25 protein-coding genes, 1 tRNA gene and 1 riboswitch are annotated in these 23,700 nt (G+C 61.4%); of the genes, 12 read left to right on the top strand and 14 right to left on the bottom strand.

Annotated elements, in window-relative coordinates; translation table 11 throughout:
* The first annotated feature begins 68 nt into the window (after window positions 1–68).
* Entirely contained in the window at window positions 69–1,016 is a 948-nt protein-coding gene (locus tag SJY36_RS00910; RefSeq protein ID WP_386172485.1) for a cyclase family protein, read from the top strand.
* Between the two features lie 82 nt (window positions 1,017–1,098).
* On the opposite strand, the gene SJY36_RS00915 is transcribed toward SJY36_RS00910, so the two are convergent.
* Window positions 1,099–1,968 (bottom strand): branched-chain amino acid aminotransferase, encoded by an 870-nt coding sequence (locus SJY36_RS00915; RefSeq protein WP_005850954.1) that lies wholly within the window; start codon window positions 1,966–1,968, stop codon window positions 1,099–1,101.
* 160 nt (window positions 1,969–2,128) lie between these two features.
* Between SJY36_RS00915 and SJY36_RS00920 the strand changes: the two genes are divergently transcribed.
* The 5 genes from SJY36_RS00920 (at window position 2,129) to dxs (ending at window position 6,554) form a co-directional block, all read left to right on the top strand.
* The gene (locus SJY36_RS00920; RefSeq protein ID WP_005850955.1) at window positions 2,129–2,641 is read left to right on the top strand and encodes a MarR family winged helix-turn-helix transcriptional regulator; all 513 of its coding nucleotides are present in this window, start codon (window positions 2,129–2,131) and stop codon (window positions 2,639–2,641) included.
* Entirely contained in the window at window positions 2,638–3,339 is a 702-nt protein-coding gene (locus SJY36_RS00925; protein ID WP_005850956.1) for a response regulator, read from the top strand. The genes SJY36_RS00920 and SJY36_RS00925 overlap by 4 nt, the downstream gene beginning before the upstream one ends.
* A 135-nt stretch (window positions 3,340–3,474) precedes the next feature.
* On the top strand, window positions 3,475–3,717 hold the full coding sequence (locus tag SJY36_RS00930) for an exodeoxyribonuclease VII small subunit (protein ID WP_005850957.1): 243 nt from the start codon (window positions 3,475–3,477) through the stop codon (window positions 3,715–3,717).
* Window positions 3,671–4,609: a polyprenyl synthetase family protein gene (locus SJY36_RS00935; RefSeq protein ID WP_386172488.1), complete on the top strand. Its 939-nt coding sequence runs from the start codon at window positions 3,671–3,673 to the stop codon at window positions 4,607–4,609. The genes SJY36_RS00930 and SJY36_RS00935 overlap by 47 nt, the downstream gene beginning before the upstream one ends.
* A 16-nt stretch (window positions 4,610–4,625) precedes the next feature.
* On the top strand, window positions 4,626–6,554 hold the full coding sequence (gene dxs, locus SJY36_RS00940) for a 1-deoxy-D-xylulose-5-phosphate synthase (protein WP_386172491.1): 1,929 nt from the start codon (window positions 4,626–4,628) through the stop codon (window positions 6,552–6,554).
* Window positions 6,555–6,581: 27 nt separating this feature from the next.
* Here dxs and SJY36_RS00945 read toward each other — a convergent pair whose 3' ends face one another.
* Window positions 6,582–7,016 (bottom strand): 6,7-dimethyl-8-ribityllumazine synthase, encoded by a 435-nt coding sequence (locus SJY36_RS00945; protein ID WP_005850960.1) that lies wholly within the window; start codon window positions 7,014–7,016, stop codon window positions 6,582–6,584.
* 80 nt (window positions 7,017–7,096) lie between these two features.
* Window positions 7,097–7,255: riboswitch (FMN riboswitch) on the bottom strand.
* 66 nt (window positions 7,256–7,321) lie between these two features.
* Here SJY36_RS00945 and SJY36_RS00950 point away from each other — a divergent pair.
* From SJY36_RS00950 to SJY36_RS00970, 5 genes are all read left to right on the top strand, one after another.
* Complete coding sequence (locus SJY36_RS00950; protein WP_386172494.1) at window positions 7,322–7,945, top strand: FMN-binding negative transcriptional regulator; 624 nt, start codon at window positions 7,322–7,324, stop codon at window positions 7,943–7,945.
* A gap of 68 nt (window positions 7,946–8,013) precedes the next feature.
* Window positions 8,014–8,625: a glutathione S-transferase gene (locus SJY36_RS00955; protein ID WP_386172497.1), complete on the top strand. Its 612-nt coding sequence runs from the start codon at window positions 8,014–8,016 to the stop codon at window positions 8,623–8,625.
* A 176-nt stretch (window positions 8,626–8,801) separates the two neighbouring features.
* Window positions 8,802–9,362, top strand: coding sequence for a ubiquinol-cytochrome c reductase iron-sulfur subunit (gene petA, locus SJY36_RS00960; protein WP_037942947.1), 561 nt, complete (start codon window positions 8,802–8,804; stop codon window positions 9,360–9,362).
* Between the two features lie 12 nt (window positions 9,363–9,374).
* Entirely contained in the window at window positions 9,375–10,718 is a 1,344-nt protein-coding gene (petB, locus tag SJY36_RS00965) for a cytochrome b (protein ID WP_005850964.1), read from the top strand.
* Between the two features lie 5 nt (window positions 10,719–10,723).
* Complete coding sequence (locus SJY36_RS00970) at window positions 10,724–11,572, top strand: cytochrome c1 (RefSeq protein ID WP_386172501.1); 849 nt, start codon at window positions 10,724–10,726, stop codon at window positions 11,570–11,572.
* A gap of 131 nt (window positions 11,573–11,703) precedes the next feature.
* Here SJY36_RS00970 and SJY36_RS00975 read toward each other — a convergent pair whose 3' ends face one another.
* Genes SJY36_RS00975 through dapF form a run of 3 tightly spaced genes read right to left on the bottom strand, consistent with a single transcriptional unit; the run spans window position 11,704 to window position 14,237 of the window.
* Window positions 11,704–12,063: a putative quinol monooxygenase gene (locus tag SJY36_RS00975; RefSeq protein ID WP_386172503.1), complete on the bottom strand. Its 360-nt coding sequence runs from the start codon at window positions 12,061–12,063 to the stop codon at window positions 11,704–11,706.
* A 60-nt stretch (window positions 12,064–12,123) separates the two neighbouring features.
* Complete coding sequence (mtaB, locus tag SJY36_RS00980; protein WP_386172505.1) at window positions 12,124–13,380, bottom strand: tRNA (N(6)-L-threonylcarbamoyladenosine(37)-C(2))-methylthiotransferase MtaB; 1,257 nt, start codon at window positions 13,378–13,380, stop codon at window positions 12,124–12,126.
* Window positions 13,377–14,237 (bottom strand): diaminopimelate epimerase, encoded by an 861-nt coding sequence (gene dapF / locus SJY36_RS00985; RefSeq protein ID WP_386176411.1) that lies wholly within the window; start codon window positions 14,235–14,237, stop codon window positions 13,377–13,379. Before dapF ends, mtaB begins: the two co-directional genes overlap by 4 nt.
* Before the next feature lie 104 nt (window positions 14,238–14,341).
* Between dapF and SJY36_RS00990 the strand changes: the two genes are divergently transcribed.
* Window positions 14,342–14,417 (top strand) — tRNA-Lys (locus SJY36_RS00990).
* Between the two features lie 81 nt (window positions 14,418–14,498).
* Here the strand turns inward: SJY36_RS00990 and SJY36_RS00995 are convergent.
* The 9 genes from SJY36_RS00995 to SJY36_RS01035 form a co-directional block, all read right to left on the bottom strand.
* Window positions 14,499–15,269: a LamB/YcsF family protein gene (locus tag SJY36_RS00995; RefSeq protein WP_132997445.1), complete on the bottom strand. Its 771-nt coding sequence runs from the start codon at window positions 15,267–15,269 to the stop codon at window positions 14,499–14,501.
* Window positions 15,270–16,298, bottom strand: coding sequence for a biotin-dependent carboxyltransferase family protein (locus tag SJY36_RS01000; RefSeq protein ID WP_386172507.1), 1,029 nt, complete (start codon window positions 16,296–16,298; stop codon window positions 15,270–15,272).
* Window positions 16,295–17,032, bottom strand: a complete 738-nt coding sequence (locus SJY36_RS01005; RefSeq protein ID WP_005850971.1) for an allophanate hydrolase subunit 1 — start codon at window positions 17,030–17,032, stop codon at window positions 16,295–16,297. The genes SJY36_RS01000 and SJY36_RS01005 overlap by 4 nt, the downstream gene beginning before the upstream one ends.
* Entirely contained in the window at window positions 17,029–18,339 is a 1,311-nt protein-coding gene (locus SJY36_RS01010; RefSeq protein WP_386172510.1) for a TRAP transporter large permease, read from the bottom strand. Before SJY36_RS01010 ends, SJY36_RS01005 begins: the two co-directional genes overlap by 4 nt.
* A gap of 4 nt (window positions 18,340–18,343) precedes the next feature.
* Window positions 18,344–18,868, bottom strand: coding sequence for a TRAP transporter small permease (locus SJY36_RS01015; protein WP_386172512.1), 525 nt, complete (start codon window positions 18,866–18,868; stop codon window positions 18,344–18,346).
* A 72-nt stretch (window positions 18,869–18,940) separates the two neighbouring features.
* Complete coding sequence (locus SJY36_RS01020; protein WP_386172514.1) at window positions 18,941–19,930, bottom strand: TRAP transporter substrate-binding protein; 990 nt, start codon at window positions 19,928–19,930, stop codon at window positions 18,941–18,943.
* A 39-nt stretch (window positions 19,931–19,969) separates the two neighbouring features.
* Entirely contained in the window at window positions 19,970–21,214 is a 1,245-nt protein-coding gene (locus SJY36_RS01025) for an NAD(P)/FAD-dependent oxidoreductase (RefSeq protein ID WP_386172516.1), read from the bottom strand.
* 164 nt (window positions 21,215–21,378) lie between these two features.
* Window positions 21,379–22,584 (bottom strand): winged helix-turn-helix domain-containing protein, encoded by a 1,206-nt coding sequence (locus SJY36_RS01030; protein ID WP_386172518.1) that lies wholly within the window; start codon window positions 22,582–22,584, stop codon window positions 21,379–21,381.
* Entirely contained in the window at window positions 22,581–23,618 is a 1,038-nt protein-coding gene (locus SJY36_RS01035) for a LacI family DNA-binding transcriptional regulator (protein WP_037942958.1), read from the bottom strand. The genes SJY36_RS01030 and SJY36_RS01035 overlap by 4 nt, the downstream gene beginning before the upstream one ends.
* Window positions 23,619–23,700 lie beyond the last annotated feature (82 nt).

Genomic DNA, 23,700 nt, shown 5'->3' on the forward strand with positions numbered 1-23,700 from the left:
ACCCTCTAGGGTGTGGAGCAGCGGATATCCCGTCGGTGCTGCACCCTGTTTTCTGGGAGGGAAGAAAGATGAAATTTACCAAGATTATCGCAACTGCCGTGTCCATCGGCGTCGGGGCATCTGCCGCATGGGCGCAAGACTGTGACCATTCGCATTGGGGCCCTGACGACCAGCTGGGATCGGCGAACCTGATCTCGACCGAGCGCACGTTGCAGGCCGCCAAGCTGATCAAGCAGGGCAAATCGATGCCGCTCGGGATCGTGATCGGGCCGGATACACCTGCCTTCCCGCCCCGTTCGCTGAGCCTTCAGGTGGTCCAGCCGAACCAGCACGGCGGCCAAAAGCTGTCGTCCTTTGGCTACGAGGGCAATTATAACGACGATCTGCTGCAAACCTGGATCGGTATCGGGTCGCAGTTGGACGGGCTTGGGCATCTGGGCGAAGACGGGATGTATTATAACTGCCTGGACGAAAAGGAAATCTCGGCGATCAGCGGCCTGACCAAGTTGGGAACGCATGCCGTGCCGCCCTTGGTCGGGCGCGCCGTGATCATCGATATGGCCAAGCACATGGGCAAAGATGTGTTGGCCGCCGGTGAGCATTTTGGCGAGGCAGAGATTACCGCCGCGATGGAGGCGCAGCAGATCACGGTAAACGAAGGTGATATCGTGCTGTTTCACACGGGCTGGACCGACGGCATGATGGAAAGCGACCCGACGGCCTGGGGGTCCACCGAACCGGGGCTGAATAACGAAGGCGCGGTGTTTATGGCATCGATGAACCCGATGGCCGTGGGCGCAGACACATGGGGCCTAGAAGCCATTCCACCGAAAGAGGGGGACAAGGTGTTCTATGGCCATGTCACGCTGCTCAAGGATAACGGCATCTATATTCTGGAGACGATGAACACAGGCCCGCTGGTCGCGGAAGGCGTGCAAGAGTTCATGTTTGTGCTCGGGCAGCCGCTGATCAAGGGCACGGTACAGGCGATGATCAATCCGGTCGCGCTTTACTAATACGACGTGCTGCACCGCAGGCGCGGATATGAAAACGGCGCGGGGGGAGATCCCCTCGCGCCGTTTGTTTTGATGGGGCAGTTCAGGACCGGACGAGCTTTTCGTAGTCTTCCGAAATCTCGCGGGTGAGCGCGCCGACCTCGAAGGTGTAGTCGCCGATCTGTCCGACGGGTGTGACCTCGGCCGCGGTGCCGGTCAGCCAGCATTGCTCGAAGCCTTCCAGCTCTTCCGGCATGATGTGGCGTTCGTGCACGGTCAGGCCCTTTTCCTTGAGCATCCCGATGACGGTCTGACGGGTCAGCCCGTTGAGGAAGCAATCGGCCAGTGGCGTGTGCACTTCGCCGTCCTTGACGAAAAAGATGTTCGCGCCGGTCGCTTCGGCCACATAGCCACGGTAGTCCATGAACAGCGCGTCGGAACAGCCCTTGGCCTCTGCCGCGTGTTTGGAGGTGGTGCAGATCATATACAGGCCCGCTGCTTTGGCGTGCACGGGGATCGTTTCGGGCGACGGGCGCTTCCACTTCGAGATGTCGAGCTTGGCGCCCTTCATCTTGGCGTCGCCGTAATAGTTGCCCCATTCCCAGCCCGCGATGGCCAGACGTACAGGGTTGCGCGCCGCCGAGACCCCCATGTCGGGGCCGGCACCACGCCACGCGACCGCACGGACATAGGCATCGGTCCAGCCGTTCGCCTTGAGCATTTCGTATTTTGCGGCTTCGATCTCGTCCACGGAATACGGGATTTCGAAGTCGAGGTATTGCGCCGATTTGCGCAGCCGTTCCGAATGCTCGCGGCCTTTGAAAATCTTGCCATTGTAGCAGCGTTCGCCCTCGAACACCGATGACGCATAGTGCATGGCGTGGGTCAGGATGTGGACATTGGCGTCGCGCCAATCGACCATTTTACCGTCCAACCAGATTTTGCCGTCGCGATCGTCGTATGCGCCGTCCATGATGTATCCTTCCTCAAAGCACCTCGGGATTTATGAAAATTGCGTGAAACCCGCTGCGTGCAGACATATAATTACGCAAAACATGGGATTCGATAGCCTTTGACTCTTGGAAAGTCAATAACGCTGACGTAAGCTCTTGGCGCAGCAAGGGGAGAGTATAATGGCAGACGGACGCGGCCCATCATCACACACGGGCGAGAACCTGCTGTTCCTGACGGATGAACAGCTGCGGCAGGGGATCGAGGCGATGTTTTTTGCCTACCGCGGTTTTACAGCCGACCCTGACAAGATCCTTGTGGATATGGCCTATGGCCGTGCGCACCACCGTGCGATCCACTTTATCAACCGGGCGCCGGGCACAACGGTAAACAACCTTCTGGGGATTTTGGGTGTTACAAAACAATCCCTTAATCGTGTATTGCGCACGCTAATCGCCGATGGTCTTGTCAAAAGCCAAGTGGGAAAAGCAGACAAGCGGGAGCGGCACTTGTATCTGACTGACGCCGGGCGCGCGCTCGAACAGACATTGTCTGATGCACAACGGATGCGGATGCGCAGTGCGTTCCGCGACGCGGGCCCCGAGGCGGTCGCCGGTTTCCGCACCGTGCTAGAGGCGATGATGGACCCCGAAATGCACCATTGTTACACCCGTCTGAAGGAAAACGGCGCGTGAACGAGGCCGACGCACACCTGCTGATCGTCGATGACGACGAACGTATTCGCACGCTGCTGCAGAAGTTCCTGATGCGGCACGGATTCCTTGTGACCTCGGCCCGCGATGCCGCCCATGCGCGGCGTATTCTGGCGGGGCTGGATTTTGACCTGATCGTGCTGGATGTGATGATGCCGGGCGAGGATGGTCTAAGCCTGACCCGCAGCCTGCGCGAAGACATGCAAACGCCGATCCTGCTGCTGACCGCCAAGGGCGAGACGGGCAACCGGATCGAAGGGCTGGAAGCGGGGGCGGATGATTACCTTGCCAAACCGTTTGAACCCAAAGAGCTGCTGTTGCGGATCAACGCGATCCTGCGGCGTATGCCCGACACCCGCGTGGCTGATACCGCGCCCAAGGTGCTGTCGATGGGGCCGATCCGCTATGACATCGAACGCGGAGAGCTGTGGCAGGGCGACGATCTGGTGCGGCTGACCGCCACCGAAATCCAGCTGATGCGCATTTTCGCGGCCCAACCGGGTGCTGCGCTTAGCCGGTCAAAACTGGTGGAGGAACTGGGCCGTGACCGCGGGCAGGCGCAGGAACGTGCTGTCGATGTGCAGATCACCCGTTTGCGCCGCAAGATCGAAGACAATCCCAAACAGCCCCGCTATCTGCAAACCGTGCGCGGCGCGGGCTATATGCTCGCCCCCGACTGATCACCCGCTGCCTTGGCGGTAAATGTGGTGTCGTGGCGTAAGAGAATTTGCGCCCAAGAAATCGGCACGGTCACTGGAAGCCATGGCGCGGGCGGGCTATGGTCAGGCCAAGTTTGATTGATGGGATTCACGGCAATGACGGATACTCCGGTAGAAGAGATGAGCTTTGAGGCAGCGATGGCCGAACTGGAAAAGGTTCTGGGCCAGCTGGAACGCGGCGATGTGGCGCTGGATGAAAGCATTTCGCTTTACGAACGCGGGGCCAAGCTCAAGAAACGCTGCGAGACCAAGCTGAAGGAAGCCGAAGAGAAAGTCGCGCAGATCACGCTGGATGGCGACGGCAACCCTGTCGGAGTGGCTCCCGTTGGCGGGGTTTGACATCTCGCTTGAGACAGAGCTGACGCGCAAACCGTTTCATGCGGCCATGCCCCATGCTGCGGATCTGGCGATTGGCCAGATCCTGCACGGGCTTGGCGGGTTGGACGGCACCGTGGCCGAGGCGATGCGCTATGCCGTGACAGGCGGCAAGGGCCTGCGGGCCTTTCTGGTGATCGAAAGTGCGCGGCTGCACGGGGTGATGGACGCGCAGGCCGCCCCCGCCGCCGGCGCGATCGAGGCGCTGCACGCCTATTCGCTGGTGCATGATGACATGCCTTGTATGGATGATGACGCCCTGCGTCGGGGTCAACCCACGGTCCATGTGAAATGGGACGAGGCGACGGCGGTTCTGGCGGGCGATGCGCTGCAGACATTGGCGTTTGAACTGGTCGCGGCAACGGGCTGCGGCGACGCTGAGCGGGTTGCGCTGGTCACGGGGCTGGCGCGGGCTGCCGGTGTGCGCGGCATGGTGGGCGGGCAGGCGATGGACATCGCCGCCGAAACCGCGCGCCAGCCGCTGACGCTGGACCAGATCACAACGCTTCAGGCCGGCAAGACCGGTGCGCTGATCGAATGGGCCGCGACGGCGGGGCCGGTGATGGCGGGCGATGATGCCGCCGCGCTGCGCAGCTATGCGCACAACCTCGGGCTGGCGTTCCAGATCGCGGATGACATTCTAGACGTCGAAGGCGATGCCGCCACGGTGGGCAAGGCCGTGGGCAAGGATGCCGATGCGGGCAAAGCGACCTTTGTGTCGCTGCTGGGGCTGGACCCCGCCCGCGCCCGTGCCCGTGATCTTGTCGATGCTGCCTGTGATGCCCTGTCCCCCTACGGCAGTGACGCCGAAACCTTGCGAGACGCGGCCCGCTTCGTTATTGCCCGCAAAAGCTGATCCGGTGGAGAGCCAGATGACCGATAGACCAGATACGCCCCTTTTGGACCGGGTGAACCGCCCTGCCGATCTGAAGAATTTCTCGGATGCAGAGCTGGTGAAACTGTCCCATGAACTGCGGGCAGAGACGATTTCTGCCGTATCAGAGACGGGCGGCCATCTGGGCGCGGGTCTGGGCGTGGTTGAACTGACGGTCGCGATCCATTCGGTGTTTGATACGCCCAAGGACAAGCTGATCTGGGACGTCAGCCACCAGTGCTACCCGCATAAAATCCTGACCGAACGCCGCGACCGTATCCGCACCCTGCGGATGAAAGACGGGTTGAGCGGATTTACCAAACGCAGTGAATCCCCCTACGACCCCTTTGGTGCTGCGCATTCGTCGACCTCTATCAGCGCGGCTTTGGGCTTTTCGGTGGCGCGTGATCTGGGCGGCAATGTCCCCGAAGGTCTGGGCGATGCGATTGCGGTGATCGGCGATGGGTCGATGTCGGCGGGCATGGCCTATGAGGCGATGAACAACGCGGGTCATCTGAAAAAACGGATGTTCGTCATCCTGAACGACAACGAGATGTCGATCGCGCCGCCGGTGGGGGCGATGTCGACCTACCTCAGCCGTCTTTATGCCGAAGAGCCGTTTCAGGATTTCAAAGCCGCGGCCAAGGGCGCTGTCAGCATGTTGCCCGGCCCGTTTCGCGAAGGGGCCAAGCGCGCCAAGGATATGCTCAAGGGCATGGCCGTGGGCGGTACGTTGTTCGAACAGCTTGGGTTTTCCTATCTCGGGCCGATTGACGGGCATGACCTGAACCAGTTGCTGCCGGTGTTGCGCACGGTCAAGGCGCGGGCGACGGGACCGGTGCTGATCCATGTGATCACCAAAAAGGGCAAGGGCTATGGCCCCGCCGAAGCCGCCCGTGACAAGGGCCACGCGACCGCCAAGTTCAATGTGCTGACGGGCGAGCAAAAGAAAGCGCCGTCAAACGCGCCCAGCTATACCCGCGTCTTTGCGGACAGCCTGATCGCCGAGGCTGCAAAAGACGACAAGATCTGCGCCGTGACGGCCGCGATGCCGGATGGGACAGGGCTGAACCTTTTCGCCGAACGCTACCCCAGCCGGTGCTTTGACGTGGGCATCGCGGAACAGCACGGTGTGACATTCTCTGCCGGATTGGCGGCGGGCGGGATGAAGCCGTTCTGCACGATGTATTCGACCTTCCTGCAGCGCGGCTATGATCAGGTGGTGCATGACGTGGCGATCCAGCGCTTGCCGGTGCGCTTTGCGATTGATCGCGCGGGGCTGGTGGGGGCCGATGGGGCCACTCATGCCGGTGCCTTTGACGTGGCGTTTTTGGCGAACCTGCCCGATTTCGTCGTCATGGCCGCCGCGGATGAGGCAGAGCTGGTGCATATGGTTGCCACCGCCGCGGCCTATGACGACGGGCCGATTGCCTTCCGCTTCCCGCGTGGCGAAGGCGCGGGCGTGACCATGCCCGAACGCGGCGAACCGCTGGAGATCGGCAAGGGGCGCATCATCGCCGAGGGCAAGCGCGTGGCGTTGCTGTCCTTTGGCACGCGCCTGTCAGAGGTGGAAAAAGCCGCCGAGGCGCTGCGGGCCAAGGGGATCACACCGACCATTGCCGACGCCCGCTTTGCCAAGCCGCTGGACCGCGAGATGATCCTGTCGCTGGCCGCCGATCACGAGGCGCTGATCACCATCGAAGAGGGTGCAATCGGCGGTTTTGGCAGTCATGTGGCACAGCTTCTGGCGGATGAGGGCGTGTTCGACGCGGGGCTGAAATACCGGTCTATGGTGCTGCCCGATATATTTATCGATCAGGCGAGCCCCGCGGATATGTATGCGGTCGCGGGGATGAACGCCGAACATATCGAGGCCAAAGTGCTGGATGTGCTGGGCATCGCCAGCATCGGGGCGCAGCGGGCCTGACGCACAGGCCCGCGCAGTAAACCCGTCTTACGCGTCAAGCAGTTGACGCGCCGCGACGATGCCAAGCGCTGCCGAAGCGGCCTCGCGGCCCTTTTCGACGAAATGCGCGCGGTAGATCGCATTGTGGTGGTCGGTTTCCTGATAATGGTGCGGCGTCAGCGATACGGATAGCACGGGCACGCCCGTATCAAGGCCTACGCGCATCAACCCGTCAACCACGGCTGTCGCCACGAAATCATGCCGGTAGATGCCGCCATCGACCACGAAGGCCGCGCAGATCACCGCATCGTATTTGCCCGATTTGGCGAGGGTTTGCGCCATCAGCGGCATCTCGAACGCGCCGGGGACATCGACAACATCGATCTGGCTAGCGGGGATGGTTTCGGAAAACCCGTCATAGGCACGATCTACAATATCGGCGTGCCAGCGTGCTTTTACAAAGGCGTAGCGGGTGTGTGTCATAGTGATCTCCTTTTTTACGTCAGCGACACAAGTCACCCAAGGCGATCACGATTGCGGACGGCCCCAAGGGGCCGCAACAAACGCATTCTCTTTCATCCGGACTATGACCGTCGGCTCTGGCATCTCACCAGATCTGCTGACCCGGCGCATCCCGAAGGGATGTCGCCAGCGCTCGCGGGCTCGTGGCACTGAGGCCACATACCGCCGGTGGGGAATTGCGCCCCGCCCTGAGAATAGGGATACGTTGCCAAGGCAGGGGCGCGTCTGCAATACCAAAAGCGCGTTTGCAGTTTGGACCCTACGTTATGCACCCGAATCCCGTTTACCACGACGCCGACACCGCCAAGAACATCGCCTTTGCCCGCGACCGCAGCTTTGGCGTGCTTGCAGCCAATGGCAGCGACGGCCCGTTGATCAGCCATGTCCCGTTTTTGCTGAACGAAGCAGGGGATCAGGCGGATCTGCATCTGGTCCGGTCAAACCCGATTGCGCGGGCGCTCAAATCCACGTTGCCGGTCAAGCTCGCCATCAGCGGGGGCGATAGCTATGTCTCGCCCGACTGGTACGACATCGACGATCAGGTGCCGACGTGGAACTATGTGGCGGTGCATCTGACCGGCACGCTAGAGCTGCGCCCGCAAGAAGAGCTGCTGGACCTGCTGGATCGCCAGTCTGCCTGGTTCGAGGACCGCCTGCTGCCCAAGCCGCCGTGGACTACCGCCAAGATGAACCCCCTGACCATGCAGAAAATGATGCGCATGATCGTGCCCTGCCGGATGCGGATCACCGGCGTCGACGGGACGTGGAAGCTGAGCCAGAATAAACCCGATGCGGTGCGACTGGCCGCTGCCGACGGGGTAGAGGCGCACGGCTTTGGCGCGGGAACAGGCAGTTTGGCCGACCAGATGCGCGCGGCAAAAGGCACCTGATCAACAAGCGATTGCACCGCGCGCGGATGACGGTGATAGTTCGCCCAAACCCCGAGGAGGAGACACCCGTGAAACTATCCTATTCCCCGACATCGCCCTATGTCCGCAAGGTCATGGTATTGCTGCACGAAACCGGCCAGATCGAAGATGTGACGCTTGAAAATATCTCGACCACGCCGCTGGCGCCTGATGCCGCGCTGCTGCCGAACAACCCGCTAGCCAAAGTACCGGCACTGGTGCGCGACGAGGGGCCTGCGCTGTATGATAGCCGTGTGATCTGCGCCTATCTGGATGATCGCGCGGGCGGCAAGCTTTATCCCACGGGCAACCGCCGCTGGGACACGCTGACGCTTGAGGCAACGGCGGATGGTATGCTCGATGCGGCCCTATCGATGGTCTACGAGGGCCGGATGCGCCCCGAAGGCAATCAGATGCCGGAATGGGTCGAGGGTCAGTGGTCCAAGATCGAACGGGCGTGCGCGGCGCTGAATACACGCTGGATCAGTCAGCTTTCCGGTCCGCTGGATATGGGGCAGATCGCCGTCGGCTGCGCTTTGGGATACCTTGATTTCCGGCATGACGCGCGCAATTGGCGTAAGGGAAACGACGCCTTGGCCGATTGGGCGCGCCGCTTTGATTCGCGAGCATCCATGCAGGCCACTGCCCCTCCGGCAGGATAAAAGCGCAAAAAATCCGGTCTGCACCCTTGAAGGAATGCAACACTGCGACGGTTTGCGCGACAAAGGTATCTGGACGTGCGCGACGCAGCCCGCTAGTAACCAAAAGAATTGTGGGAGGTGCGTCAGCGCCGCCCCTTGATTTAATGGCCGTCAGGCCCTCGATTTGGAGTTAACCCGTGTCCCAAGCAGAAGATCACGCAGGCACCCGGAGGGATTTCCTCTATTACGCCACAGCTGGTACAGGTGCGGTCGCCGTCGGCGCGGCAGTCTGGCCATTGGTCAATCAGTTGAACCCATCCGCAGATGTGAAGGCGCTGTCGTCCATCCGCGTCGATGTGTCCGCTGTTGAGCCAGGTACACAGCTCACGGTCAAATGGTTGGGTAAGCCGGTGTTCATCCGCCGCCGTACCGAAGAAGAAATCGCCAAGGCACGTGACGTTGAAATGTCCGAGCTGCCCGATCCGGGCGCAGAGAACGCCAACATCGCAGCCGGTGCCCCCGCGACGGATGAAAACCGCGCCATGGCCGGTAAAGAAGACTGGCTGGTGATGATGGGCGTCTGTACCCACCTGGGCTGCGTGCCTTTGGGCGACGCAGGTGACTTTGGCGGCTGGTTCTGCCCCTGCCACGGGTCGCACTATGACACTGCGGGCCGTATCCGCAAAGGGCCAGCACCGCGCAACCTGCCGGTGCCAATCGCAGAATTCGTGGATGAAACCACGATCAAACTAGGTTAAGGGAGAACGGGAATGGCTGGAATTCCTCACGACCATTACGAGCCGAAATCTAACGGAGAGAAGTGGCTGCACACCCGTCTTCCCGTTGTTGGGCTGCTGTATGACACATTGATGATCCCGACACCGAAGAACCTGAACTGGATGTGGATCTGGGGCATTGTTCTGACGTTCTGTCTGGCACTGCAAATCGTGACGGGCATCGTGCTGGCGATGCACTACACACCCCATGTCGATGTCGCCTTCTCGAGCGTTGAACACATCATGCGGAACGTGAACGGCGGCTACATGCTGCGCTATCTGCACATGAATGGCGCGTCGCTGTTCTTTGTTGCGGTCTACGCGCACATCTTCCGCGGCCTGTACTACGGGTCGTATAAAGCGCCACGTGAAATCACATGGATCGTCGGCATGCTGATCTATCTTCTGATGATGGCAACCGGCTTTATGGGCTATGTTCTGCCTTGGGGTCAGATGTCCTTCTGGGGCGCAACGGTTATCACCGGTCTGTTCGGTGCGATCCCGTTCATCGGGGAAAGCCTGCAAACGCTTCTGCTGGGCGGGCCTGCGGTCGATAACGCCACGCTGAACCGTTTCTTCAGCTTGCACTACCTGCTGCCCTTCGTGATTGCCGGTCTGGTGATCGTGCACATCTGGGCCTTCCACACCACCGGGAACAACAACCCCACGGGTGTCGAGGTCCGTCGCACAAGCAAGGAAGACGCAGAGAAAGACACGCTGCCCTTCTGGCCCTACTTCGTGATGAAAGACCTGTTCGCGCTGGCCGTGATCCTGGTTGTTTTCTTTGCGATCGTGGGTTTCATGCCGAACTATCTGGGCCACCCCGATAACTATATCGAGGCGAACCCGCTTTCGACGCCTGCGCATATTGTGCCTGAATGGTACTTCCTGCCGTTCTACGCGATCCTGCGTGCCTTTACTGCCGAAGTCTGGGTTGTTCAGATTGCGTCTTTCGTGACCGGTGGCATCATCGACGCCAAGTTCTTTGGTGTTCTGGCGATGTTCGGTGCGATCGCGGTGATGGCACTGGTGCCTTGGCTGGACACATCCTCGGTTCGTTCGGGCCGCTATCGTCCCATGTTCAAGTGGTGGTTCGCGCTGCTGGTGATCGACTTCTTCGCGCTGATGTGGCTGGGTGCCATGCCTGCGGAAGAGCCCTATGCCAGCTTCTCGCTGATCGCTTCGGCCTATTGGTTCGCATACTTCCTGGTGATCCTGCCGCTTCTGGGTGTGATCGAGAAACCAGCGCCGCAGCCTGAAACCATCGAAGCCGACTTTGACGCGCATTACGCGCCAAAAACCGGCGGCACCAAGACGCTGGTCAAGCCAGCAGAGTAAGGACCATGACAATGATCAAGAAAACCTTCCTTTCGGCTGTTGTCGCCTTGGGCTTTGCAGGTTCCGCTGCTTTCGCCGCCGGTGGCGAAGCGCATGTCGAAGACTTTGACTTCTCTTTCGAAGGGCCTTTCGGGTCCTTCGATGCCAACCAGCTGCAACGCGGTCTGCAAATCTATACCGAGGTATGCTCTGCCTGCCACGGCATGAAGTTTGTGCCGATCCGTACACTTGCGGATGAAGGTGGCCCCCACCTTCCCGAAGATCAGGTCCGTGCCTATGCCGCGAACTTTGATATCTTCGACCCCGAGCTGGACGACACACGCCCCGGCACGCCGGTTGACCATTTCCCTGAGTTCGCGTTGGATACCGCGCCCGACCTCAGCTTGATGGCCAAGAAGCGCGCCGGTTTCCACGGGCCTTATGGTCTGGGGATCAACCAGTTCTTCAAAGGCATCGGCGGACCCGAGTACATTGCGTCCCTGATGGTCGGCTACGAAGAAGCGCCTGCCTGTGCCCCCGAGGATTTCCCCGGTCACTACAACACAGCGTTCCCAAGCGGCGGTATCCCCGAATCCTGTAAGGACGAGAATGGCCACGCCACAATCGAAGGCAGCTGGATCGCAATGGCACCCCCGCTGTACGGCGATGACGTGACCTATAACGACGGCCACGATTCTGACCTGCACCACGAAGCCGAAGACGTTGCGGCCTTCCTGATGTGGACAGCCGAGCCCAAGATGATGGCGCGCAAGCAAGCCGGTTTTGCTGGCGTTCTGTTCCTGACGCTGTTGTCGGTACTCCTGTACCTGACCAACAAACGTCTGTGGGCTCCTGTGAAACACAAGGAAGACTGATCTTCCTTCACACGGCCAATGCCTGAATATAGCCCCCCGATCCATTGTGGTTCGGGGGGCTTTCTTTTTGGGGGTAATCGGCTGGTCGCCAAGCTCGCTGGTAAAGTACCGCTAGCGACGGTGCCCGTGGCTTAGCGGTGGAAGCCTGCCACGCGGTCCAGCCGCACACCGCCATAGCCCGCAAGCACGGACATCACCGCGGCGGTGGCAGGGCCGTAGACGGTTAAACGCACCGGCATAAACAGCTCTGTAAACCGGTCAGCAAAGCGGCCACCGAACTGCGCAAAATGCGCCATCACGGCTGCGTTGTCCGCATAACGTTCCAGCACAGTGCAGGTGCGTCGGTCGTCGGACATGTAGAATTCGCAATGCAGTGTGCGCGGTTTGTCTGCCTCTGCAGCCTGTACCATTTCCTCAAGCAACGGTTGGACATTGTCGCCCTGACCATCCCGCACGTCCATCTCGAGGACCCATTCGATAATTTCGCTCATGTTAACCCTTTCTCGCTAGGGAATCACCCTAGAGGAGAAAGGTTTACAATCTGCAACGTCTCACACAGCCAGCAGATGCCCTGCATTCTGGCCGGTGATCGTGGCCGAAATGATCGCGCCCTCGGTCTGGGGGGTGGCAAAATGGGTTTCGGTAAATTGTTCGGTCCGGCCCATGGTGGGGCTTTCCATCAACACCTGATGGGCGCGTCCTTGTTGGGCCGCCAAATGGCGCGCGACCTGCGCGTCACCCGCAGCACGCAGCTGCGCCGCGCGTTCCTTGATGAGCGTGCCGTTCACTGCTGGCATCCTTGCAGCGGGCGTGCCTTCGCGCGCCGAATAGGGGAAGACATGCAGCCATGTCAGATCGCAGTCCGTCACCAGCTTGAGCGAGTTTTCGAACATCGCGTCCGTTTCGGTCGGGAAACCGGCGATGATATCGGCCCCAAAGGTCATGTCGGGACGAAGTTTGCGGGCCTCTTGGGCAAAACGGATCGCATCGTCGCGCAGGTGGCGGCGTTTCATCCGTTTCAGGATCATGTCGTCGCCGTGCTGCAAGGACAGATGCAGGTGCGGCATCAAACGGGGCTCGGTGGCGATGGCCTGCATCAGGTTCTCGTCCACCTCGATCGAATCGATGGAGCTGATGCGCAGGCGTGGCAGGTCGGGCACCAGCCGCAGGATGCGCATCACCAGATCCCCCAGCTTGGGCGTCGCGGGAAGGTCCGCACCCCAACTGGTTAGATCGACGCCGGTCAGAACGACTTCGTTAAAGCCCTTGTCGACCAGCCGCTTGATCTGATCCACCACGACCCCCGCGGGAACCGAGCGGGAATTGCCGCGGCCATACGGGATGATGCAGAAGGTACAGCGGTGATCGCAGCCGTTCTGGACCTGCACATAGGCCCGGCTGCGTGCGCCGAATCCGTCGATCAGATGCCCCGCCGTTTCGGTCACCGACATGATGTCATCGACCTGCAGCGCCTCTGTCTCGCCGATGAAATCTGCCGCCAACCCCTGCCACGTCGCGCCCACCATCTTTTCGGTGTTGCCGATGACCGCGTCGACCTCTGCCATCTTGGTAAAGGTCTCCGGTTCGGTCTGGGCGGCGCAGCCGGTGACGATCAAACGCGCGTCGGGGTTGGCCTTGCGCAGTTTGCGGATGTCCTGACGCGCCTTGCGCACGGCCTCGGCGGTGACGGCGCAGGTGTTGACGATAACCGCGTCTTTCAGGCCAGCCTGTTCGGCCAGTTCCTTCATCGCTTCGGTCTCATAAGCGTTCAGGCGGCAGCCGTGATTCGAGAAGATCGGGGCGCTCATGTCAGGCTTTCCAGAAACGAAGGGGTCAGCACGCCGCTGAAGACATGGGCCGAGGGGCCGGTCATCCAGACGCCATCCTCGCGCCAGTCGATGTGCAGCGTGCCACCGTCCAGATCAATACGCACGGCGCGGCCTGTCAGCCCTCTGCGTGCCGCTGCCACGGCCGTCGCACAGCTAGAGGAGCCGGAGGCCAGCGTGATGCCCACACCCCGTTCCCACACGCGCATACGGATGTGATCGGGGCCGATGATCTGGGCGATCTGCACATTGGTGCGTTCGGGGTAAAGCGCGTGATGCTCGATACCGGGGCCAAAACCGGCCAGATCAATCGCGTCGACATCATCAACAAAGAAGGTGCAATGGGGGTTGCCCATGCCAGTGGCTGTCGGCGCACCGTCGATTGGCAGCTCAAGCGTATCCATCTGGTGTGCCAGCGGAATTTCGTCCCAGTCAAGCTGTGGATGACCCATGTTGACCGATGTCAGCCCATTGCCTGCATCCCGCGCCGCCAGATCGCCGCGGTCGGTGGTCAGGTGCAGTTGGGTTTTGCCCGTTTCCTCCATCAGGAACCGCGCGATGCAGCGCGTGGCGTTGCCGCAAGCGGCAGAGGTGGAGCCGTCGACATTAAAGAACGTCAGATGCGCATCAGCCGCGCCATTGGTGATCACAGCCAGCTGGTCGAAGCCCACGCCGAACTGGCGATGCCCGATGGCCTGCGCAAGGGCAGGGGTCACCTTCGGGAGCGCCGGGGTACCGTCGGCACGCACAGCACCCTCGCGCGCATCCAGCACGACAAAATCATTGCCCAGCCCATGCATCTTCATGAAGGGCAAACCGTTGGTCAGATCACTATACATTCGGCGCATATAACGCGGCATTTGAAACTAATCCAGCGAGAGTGAAATTTTTCGTAAGTTTCCGCTTGACCCCAAGGCCGCACCTTTCTAGATACCCGCCTAGTGGGCCGTTAGCTCAGTTGGTAGAGCAACTGACTTTTAATCAGTAGGTCGATGGTTCGAACCCATCACGGCTCACCACTACTTTCCAGTCTGACTGGAACGGATAAAAACAGCGCCCCTCGAGGCGCTGTTTTTCGTTTCAGGTGTTGGGTTTAGGACTTAGCCCGTATGGCCTTCAAAACATTTCAGCGCGATCCCTGCTTCTTGCAGTGATGATTTGACAGCGCGGGCAATATCGACGGCTTCGGGGGTGTCGCCGTGCAGACAGATCGTATCGATCGCGGCAGGAATTGTTTGGCCGCCCTCGGTCAAAATCGCACCGGCTTTGACCATTTTGACCATCCGTTCGCCCGCCAGTGCCGCATCGTGAATCACCGCACCGGGTTTAGAGCGGTCGACCAGCGTCGCGTCGTCGTTATAAGCGCGGTCGGCAAAGATCTCTCCGGCCCACTTACAGCCAAGCGACTGCACCGCGTCCTGCTGCGCCGTGGCGGCCAGCACCATGACGATCAGATCAGGCGCGACGCTGAGCGCGGCCTCATAAAGATCACGGGCCAGTATCTCGTCCTCTGACGCCATATTGGCGAGCGCGCCGTGCAGTTTCAGGTGGCGGACCGATGTGCCAAGGCTGCGGGCCATGCCGACGCTGGCGGCGACCTGATAGCGGACCTGATTTTGCAGCGTGCCCCGTGGCACCGACATGCGGTTGCGGCCAAAACCGGCCAGATCCATGAAACCGGGGTGCGCACCGATACCGACGCCATTGTCACGCGCCAGCGCCATTGTGGCAGACATCACATCGGCGTCACCCGCATGGCCGCCACAGGCGATGTTGGCAGAGCTGATGATTTGCAACAAAGCGGCATCATCGCCCATTTTCCATGGGCCAAAGCTTTCGCCCATATCGGCATTCAGATCGACGGTCGGCATTTAATGCTCCTCTTCAAAGGGGTTGTCGGTGGCAGAGATCGCGCCCCCCACCAGCTGATAGGCCAGCAGGTTGCGGATTTTGGCAGGGTCGCGGACCAGCGGCGTGACCTGCCCGCCAAGCGCCTTGATGTCTTGGCGGTGCTGCGTCTCGAGGGTGATGGCCTGTTCCAGCGTGATGAATTCGAACCGGATCGCGGTGCCCGATGCGGCTTGCGCCACGCGGGGCAGGTCGCGGGGAATCACGGTCCCGATGCGGGGATAGCCGCCGGTGGTCTGGCATTCGCCCATCAGCACGAAAGGTGCGCCGTCCCCGGTGATCTGGATGTCGCCAGGCACGATGACCTCGGACAGGATGGACAGACCGCCCTCGGCGCTGAAACCGTCGCCGTCGTGGTCCATGCGCACGCCCATGCGGTTGGCACGCGGGTCGCGGGTAAAGGCGGTGGTCTCGAAGCGTTTGCGTTCATCAGCGGTAAAGTGGTCGGTCTGCATGCTGGCCACGACGCGCACGGTGCCGCCGTCAAAACGACTGTCGCGGGGCAGTTGTAGCCCCGTTTCGCGCGACTTGTCCGGCCCGAGGGGCAGCGCGCCGCCCGCAGCAAGCGGCTGGCCCAGACCTGCGCTCAGGTGGCTGGCCCGTGCCCCCAACAGTGTGTCAGAGGCGATGCCCCCGCCCACATGCAGATAGCCATAGGTGCCGCCCGTGGTGCCGCCAATGGTCAGCTTTGCCCCAGCGGGCAGCATGTGGCTGGCGTTCCAGGCGATGGCATCCCCGTCGATGCTGGCGGCCATGGTGGCCCCTGTCAGGGCGATACGGATGTCGGCGTCAGCCGTGAAGGTCCCGCCGGTGCCTGTCATCTCTATCACCGCAAGCTCGGGCGATTGGCCCAGCAGGGCGGCCCCTTCATAAAGCGCCACGGGATCGGCGGCACCGCCCTTTGTAAGCCCTTGGGCACGCCAACCGGGACGGCCCATATCCTGTATCGTCAGGGCGGGACCGGCTTGGGAAATGGTGAGGGTCGCGCTCATGCCAGCACCTCTGTCTCTGCGCCGCCCTGGCCGGTTTCATCTGTCGCGGTGATCTTGTCATATTCGGCGCGCGATATTGAGGGGAAGCACAGCTCGTCCCCCGGTGACAGGGCAAAGGGCGTGTCGCTGCGCGGGCGGAATGTCTTGAACGCGGTCTGCCCGATATGGCGCCAGCCGGTGGGGGAGGCATTGGTGAAGATAATCAGCTGCCGGATCGCCACGATCAACGCGCCGGCGGGGACGGATTTTGTCAGCCCCTGCTGGCGCGGAATATCCCAGTTCTGCGGCAGTTCGCCCATATAGGGCTGGCCGGGGGCAAAGCCGATGGTCAGCACCCGCACGCGCGCCTGCGACAGCTGCGCAATCGCCGCATCGGGGTCCAGCCCCGCAAGCTCTGCCGCTTCTTCAAGCTGTGGCGCAAGGTCGGTGCCATAGACCGTTGGCACATGCCACAGCGTCCGCCCCGTCGGCAGGTCAGAGGTGTACCAGTCGCGCGTTGCCAGCAGGTCGTGCAGCCGGTCCAGCAGGGTGTCCACCGAAGCCGCCACCAGATCGATCTGCAGGAAGGTGGACACCAGCGAGGTGCTCGTTTCTGTCACCTCGGGCCAGTCGGCGGCATCCACGGCGGCGCGAAACGACAGGGCGGCGCGGTTCGCGGGCTCTGACATCGTGTCGGCGAAACGCACCAGCACGCCGGACAGGCCAACGGTCTGGATCAGGGGGAAGTCGGTCATTGGGGCACCTGCCTTAGATTTTCGGGCAGCCAGGTCGCGATGTCGGGGAAGAAGATCAGGACAAAGACCATCACCACCATGATCAGGAACATCGGCAAGGCGGCTTTGGTGATATATCCCATCTCGTGATCCGTCATGCCTTGCAGCACGAACAGATTGAACCCGATCGGCGGCGTGATCTGCGCCATCTCAACCACGACCACAACAAAGATGCCGAACCAGATCAAGTCGATCCCCGCACCGCGCACCATCGGTTCAACCACAGCCATCGTCAGCACGACCGACGAAATACCATCAAGGAACATGCCCAGTACGATATAGAATACCAGCAGCGCCATCAGCAGTTGAAAGCGCGTCAATTCAAGCGCTGCGATCCCGTCCGCCAGCGCACGCGGCAGGCCGGTAAAGCCCATCGACAGCTTAAGAAAGGCCGCGCCTGCAAGGATCAATGCGATCATGGCAGAGGTGCGCATCGCCCCCATCAGGCTTTCCTGAAAGCTGGTCCAGTTCAGCGACCCCTGCATCAACGCCAGTGCCAGCGACCCCAGCACGCCGATGGCCGCCGCTTCTGTCGCGGTGGCGTAGCCCAGATACATCGACCCGATCACCACCGTGATCAGCCCGAAGACCGGCAGCAGAAAGCGCGAGTTGCGCAGCTTGGCGGCAAAGCTCATCCCTGTCTCGACGCGGGGGGTCCAGTCCTTCGAGGTCAGCGCGATAAAGGCGACATAGGCCATGAACATCAGCGCCAGAATAAGCCCCGGCAGGACGCCGGCAAAGAACAGTTCGGTGATGCTTTCGTTCACGGTGACGCCGTAAACGATCAGCGCGAGCGAGGGCGGGATCATCAGCCCCAGCGTGGCGGCACCGGCCAGCGTGCCGATGATCATCTTTTCGGGATAGTTGCGTGCCCGCAGTTCGGGGATCGACATTTTGCCCACGGTTGACAGCGTCGCGGCAGATGACCCTGAAACGGCGGCAAAGACGGTGCAGCCGACGATATTGGTATGCACCAGCCCGCCGGGCAATTTCGCCAGCCACGGCGACAGCCCCTTGAACATATCCTCGGATAGCCGCGTCCTGAACAGGATCTCCCCCATCCAGATGAACAGCGGCAGCGCGGTCAGCGTCCACGAGCTGGACGAGGCCCAGATCGTCGTGACCATAGCATCGCCAACGGGGCGGGTGGTAAACAGCTCCATCCCGAACCAGGCGACGCCCATCAGCGCCAGACCAACCCAGACGCCGGTGCCCAGCAAGAACAGCAGCACAGTGATAAACAGAATGATCGCGTAAAGTTCCGTCACAGCGTCACTCCCCAAAACTTTGATCGACAAGATCGCGGGTGAGACGGTGTTCGCCTTTTACGATCAGATAGAGCAGGTTATCGGTCAGCGCGATGGCAAGGATGCCGCCGCCCACAACCATCACCGACTGCGGAATCCACAAGGATGTGGCGTCTTGCGACTGGCTGACTTCGTTGAATTTCCACGACCAGTAGACGAACCAATAGGCGTAGTAGGTGAAATACCACGCAATCGCCGCGGCAAGGCCGAAGCACCATATTTCAAGCAGCCGTTTCGGGCCTGCGGGCAGGGCGTTCAGCAGCACAGATACGCGGATATGCGCGCCACGGTTCAGCGCGTTGGCGAAAGCGAGGAAGCTGGCGGCGGCCATCGCATAGCCGGCATAGCTTGCCGCACCGGGGAAAACCTCGCCGGTCCAGCGGGCAACCATCTGCACCACGATCAGCAGCAGGATCGCGACAAGACTGACGGCAGCCAGGGCGCCGGATGCGAAATAGATGAAATCAAACAGGCGTCGCAGGATGTTCATGGGAAAGGTCTCCGGATTGGCGGATCGAAGGTCAAACGGCGGCACCTGTGTGGGGCGCCGCCGTTCGTTGATTTACTGCATGGATTTGTAGCTATCGACGATCGCCTGACCGTCCTCGCCCGCATTCTCCAGCCATTCGGAGGTCATGGTGCCGCCGATGTCACGCAGGCCGGACATCAGCTCTTCGCTCGCGGGTTCTACGGTCATGCCGCCTTCGCGCAGCCCGTCATAGGTGAACTGTGTATAGTCCTTGGAGGCTTGCAGCCCGCGCGTTTCCGCATCGCTGGCACAGGTGGTGATGATCGCCTTGTTCTCTTCCGAGACATCGTTCCACACGTCATTGTTGATCATGATGTAGTTGCGCGGCAGCCAGGCGTCGACCTCGTAGAAATGGGTCAGGCTTTCCCAGACTTTCTGGTCATAGCCGGTCGCACCGGACGAGATCATCGATTCCGCAACGCCGGTGGCAAAAGCCTGGCTTAGCTCGGCGGCTTCGATGGTGACGGGCAGCATGCCTGTCAGCTCTGCCAGACGGCTGGTGGCGTTGTTGTAGGACCGGAACTTGACGCCCTTCATGTCCTCGATCGTGTTGACATCTTTCTTGAAGTACAGACCCTGTGGCGGCCATGGCACGTTATAAAGCAGTGTCAGGTTCTGCTCTGCCAGCAGCTCTTCGATCTTGGGTTTCGCGGCTTTCCACAGCTTGTCGGACGCCTCGAAGGACGGCGCGAGGAAGGGGATGGAATCAAAGCCGAAGATCGCGTTTTCATTCTGGTGCCCCGACAGGATGCGTTCGCCCAGCTGGACCTGACCGGTCTGAATCGCGCGTTTGATGTCGGCACCCGCGATCAGCGACCCGCCGGGGTGCACGGTGATCTCGATCTCGCCCGCGGTGCCTTCGGTCACGCAGTTGGCAAATTCAACGCCGTTCTCGGAATGGAAGTTCGACGCCGAATAGGCCATCGGCATGTCCCATTTCTCAGCCGCGAAAGCGGGCAGGGCGGTGGTGACCGTCAGGGCGGCGGTCGCGACGCCTGTCATCAATGTGGTGGTCCGTTTCATGTGGTTCTCTCCTTGTTGGTATGTCTTTGGCTTGCGGGGTTAGCCCCTGCTAAACCGTTGTGGTGCATAGGGCTGCAGGTCGGTGTTGACGGGTTGCCCCATAACCAATCCTGCGACGAGGCGGCCTGTTTTGGGCCCGCCTGTCAACCCGATGTGGTGATGCCCGAAGGCGGTAAAGACCCGGCTTGTGCCAACCTGTCCGATCAGGGGCAGGCTGTCGCTGGGGGCAGGTCGGTGCCCCAGCCATTCGATTTCGCGCGTGGCCTCAAGCTGTGGAAAGGCCGCCTTGGCCTGTCGCCGCAGCAGCGCCAGCGGTGCCTTGGACGGGGCTGCGTCAAGCCCGCCGAATTCCAGAATACCCGCGCAGCGTAGGCCCTGCGCCATGGGGGTGGCAACGAATTTCCCGCTGGCGATCATCACGGGGCGCGCGGGTCCGCCCGTCGCGCCCTCGAATATCACATGATAGCCGCGTTCGCTTTCCAGCGGGACGTTCAGCCCCAGCTTGGCCATCAGCGGTTTCGACCAGACGCCGGTGGCCAGCACGATATCGTCACAGGCCACGCGGCCTTGGGTCGTCTCGACCCCGGAAATCGCGCCGCCGGACAGGTCGAAATCCTTGACCTCGGCCTGCAGGATCGTGCCGCCGCCCTGTTCGAACGCCCGCGCCAGCGCGCCGACATAGCCGCCGGGGTCGCGGACAAAGCCGTGGTCCTTCATGGTGGCAAGCAGGTGTATGTCCGGCCCGAGCGTCGGTTCATACTCGTGTATCTGCGGCCCCTCGATCAGCTCTGGCGCGAACCCCGCCTCCGCCCGCAGCGCCCAGGTGTAGGCTTCGGCGTCAAACGCGGCGCGATTGCGATAGGCGAAGACATAATCGCTGTCCCTCACCCAGTCGGACAGGCCCAGATCAGCGGTCAGGCTTTTGTGTTGGTCCACACTGTCGCTGACAATAGGGGCGAGCCCCTGCGCAATCCGGCGGGTGTCGCGGTCGTTCGCGACCCGCAGATACTTTGCCAGCCACGGCAGCAGACGTGGCAGATAGGGCAGGCGCAGGTAAAGCGGCACATCCGGGTTCAGCAGCATCGCGGGGGCTTTGGCGATCAGGCCGGGGCCGGTGACGGGTGCCACGGCGCAGGCCGCCAGCACGCCCGCGTTCCCATGTGACGTGCCTGTCCCCGGTGCCGCGCGGTCAATGATCGTGACCTGCGCGCCTGCGCGTTGCAGCCAGATCGCGGATGACGCACCGACGATACCCGCCCCCACGACGACCACATGGCGCGTCATGGGCGACCCTTGGGATGAAAGCAAAGACGGTTCGACATGGTTCTTGATTCCTTTCCGCTCACTTTGGCAGGGAAAAGCAATACGTCAACAAAATGTTTACAAATTGTCATCGTTGTTGCCTGCGCAGGCATGTGCCGCCAATTTGTTCATCGAAACGGGGTGGGTTAGCGAAGCCAGCCGTCTTCAAAGTCGATCTGACTGACGCCTGCCAGACGGATGATGCGGGCCAGCTCTGCCTCGAAGGCGGCTTGTTTGCCTTTGCCCCAACGGCTGCCCGGCTCTGGCCAAAGGGCGCGTACCACCAGCGTATCGCGGTCACGGTGTGCTTTCATATCCACCCGCGCGACGATGCTGTCGCCCTGCAGGATCGGAAAAACATAATAGCCATAGACCCGTTTGGGCGCGGGCACGAACATCTCTATCCGGTAGCGGAAGCCGAACAGACGTTCGGCGCGTTTGCGATCGCGCAAGGCCGGGTCAAAGGGGCTAAGCACGCGCAGCCGTGCGGTCGGAGCCATGTCTCTCGCGGGGTCGCTTGCCAGACCGGGACGGGCAAAGCTGCGATGGACTGTGCCGTCGGCACCCGCGATCTGCACCTGCTCGACACGTCCGGCGGCCTGTTCACGCTGGACCCATGCCTTCGCCTCTGCCGGAGAGATATGCGCCCAGAATGCTGCCAGCTCTCCCGGTGTGGCAAAGCCCAGACGATCCAGCGCGCCGTTGCAGCACCAATCAATGGTCTGCGCCTCATCCGGTGCCTGCGACGGGTCGCATAGCGCCGCGTCAATCACCCGCTCTGTCAGGTCATAGCGTTTCTGGAAACCGTCCCGCCCCACGACGCAAAGCGCACCGGCGCGCCACAGATATTCCAGCGCGGTTTTGGAGGGATGCCAATCCCACCACCCGCCATTCGAGCGTGGTTCATCCTGCCCGACATCAGACGACGACACCGGCCCCTGTGCGCGGATCTGGTCCAGCACGGTCTGGAACCGCCCCTCGAAATCATGTTGGTGCCAGTTCTTGTACCGCTGGCGCAGCATCTGCGCGTCCCGCTGGCGGCGTAATTCCCAATGGGGGTAGTATCCCATCGGGATCACCGCGGCGTCATGGGTCCAGTGCTCAAACAGCGCCCCATCGCGTTCATACAGCGTCTTCAACGCTTGCGGGCGATAGCGTTGGCGGCGCGAGAACAGGATCAGGTCATGCGCCCGCGCCACGGTATTGATGCTGTCCAACTGCACAAAGCCCAGGCCCTGGATCAGCTGCAACAGGTCGTTCCCGCTGGCGGGCCCCTGGGGCGCATCGCTTAGTAGATGGCGATGCAGAAAGATGCGACGGGCGTCGCGGTTGCCGATCAGCGGCAGGGTCATACCTTGCGGTTGCGGCGCAGCGTGTCCCCCAGCGACAGGGTCGGTGTCAGCGTAATCTGCGTTTGCAGGTCGGGGTCCGGTTCATCCAGCGTATCGTTCAGAATGATACGCGCCGCGGCCTGTCCGATCTCGAGCCGACAGGCGTCCATCGTGGCAAGCTGACGGGGCAAGCCCTGTAGCAGTTCGACGTTGTTGAAACCGGCAAGGCCGATCTGGCCCGGAATATCGATGCCCTGATCGATCAGATACAGCAATCCGCCCGCGCCGATCATGTCGTTTGAATAATACAGGAAATCCAGCTCGGGCGACCGCTCAAGCATGTCTTGCGTCATCTCGCGCCCCTTGGCCAGCGCAGAGCCGCCAGAGTAGAACGCGCGGTCCTCGATCTCTATCCCCGCTTTGGCGAGCCCTTCGGTAAACCCTTCGAACCGTTTGCGGGCGCGGTGGTCAAGCGGCATCTTGGTGCCCATGAAACCGATGTGCTCATAGCCTTCCTTTAGGATCGCCTTGGCCATCTCCTGCCCCGCACGGCGGTGCGAGATGCCGACCATCGCATCGATCGGACGCCCGTCAACATCCATGATCTCGACCACGGGGATGCCCGCGTTCTTGAGCATGGCACGCGTCGCATCGCTATGTTCCAGCCCCGCGATGATCACACCCGAGGGCCGCCAGGACAGCATCTCATAGAGAACACGCTCTTCTTTTTCGGGCATATAGTCCGTGACGCCCACGACCGGCTGCAGCGGCGTGTCTTCAAGCACCTGATTGACGCCGTTCAGCACCTCGGGAAAGACCATGTTCGACAGCGACGGGATAATCACCGCGACAAGGTTCACCCGTTGGGACGCCAGCGATCCGGCAATCTGGTTGGGCACATACCCCAGCTCTTTCGCCGCAGCCAGCACCCGCCGCCGCGTCGCTTCGGACACGTCACCGCGTTTTCGCAGAACCCGGCTGACCGTCATTTCCGACACCCCGCAGGCATCGGATACATCACGAAGGGTCAACGGGCGTTTCGGAGGCTGTGTCAAAGGCGCTTGTCCTGCTTGAAAGTGGTATTCTATCAACAGCGTAGTGCGTCGGTCGGGCGCAGGCAATCACCATATCAAGCCC

This window comes from Sulfitobacter sp. R86518, assembly GCF_042466275.1.
Classification (GTDB): Bacteria; Pseudomonadota; Alphaproteobacteria; order Rhodobacterales; family Rhodobacteraceae; genus Sulfitobacter; species Sulfitobacter pontiacus.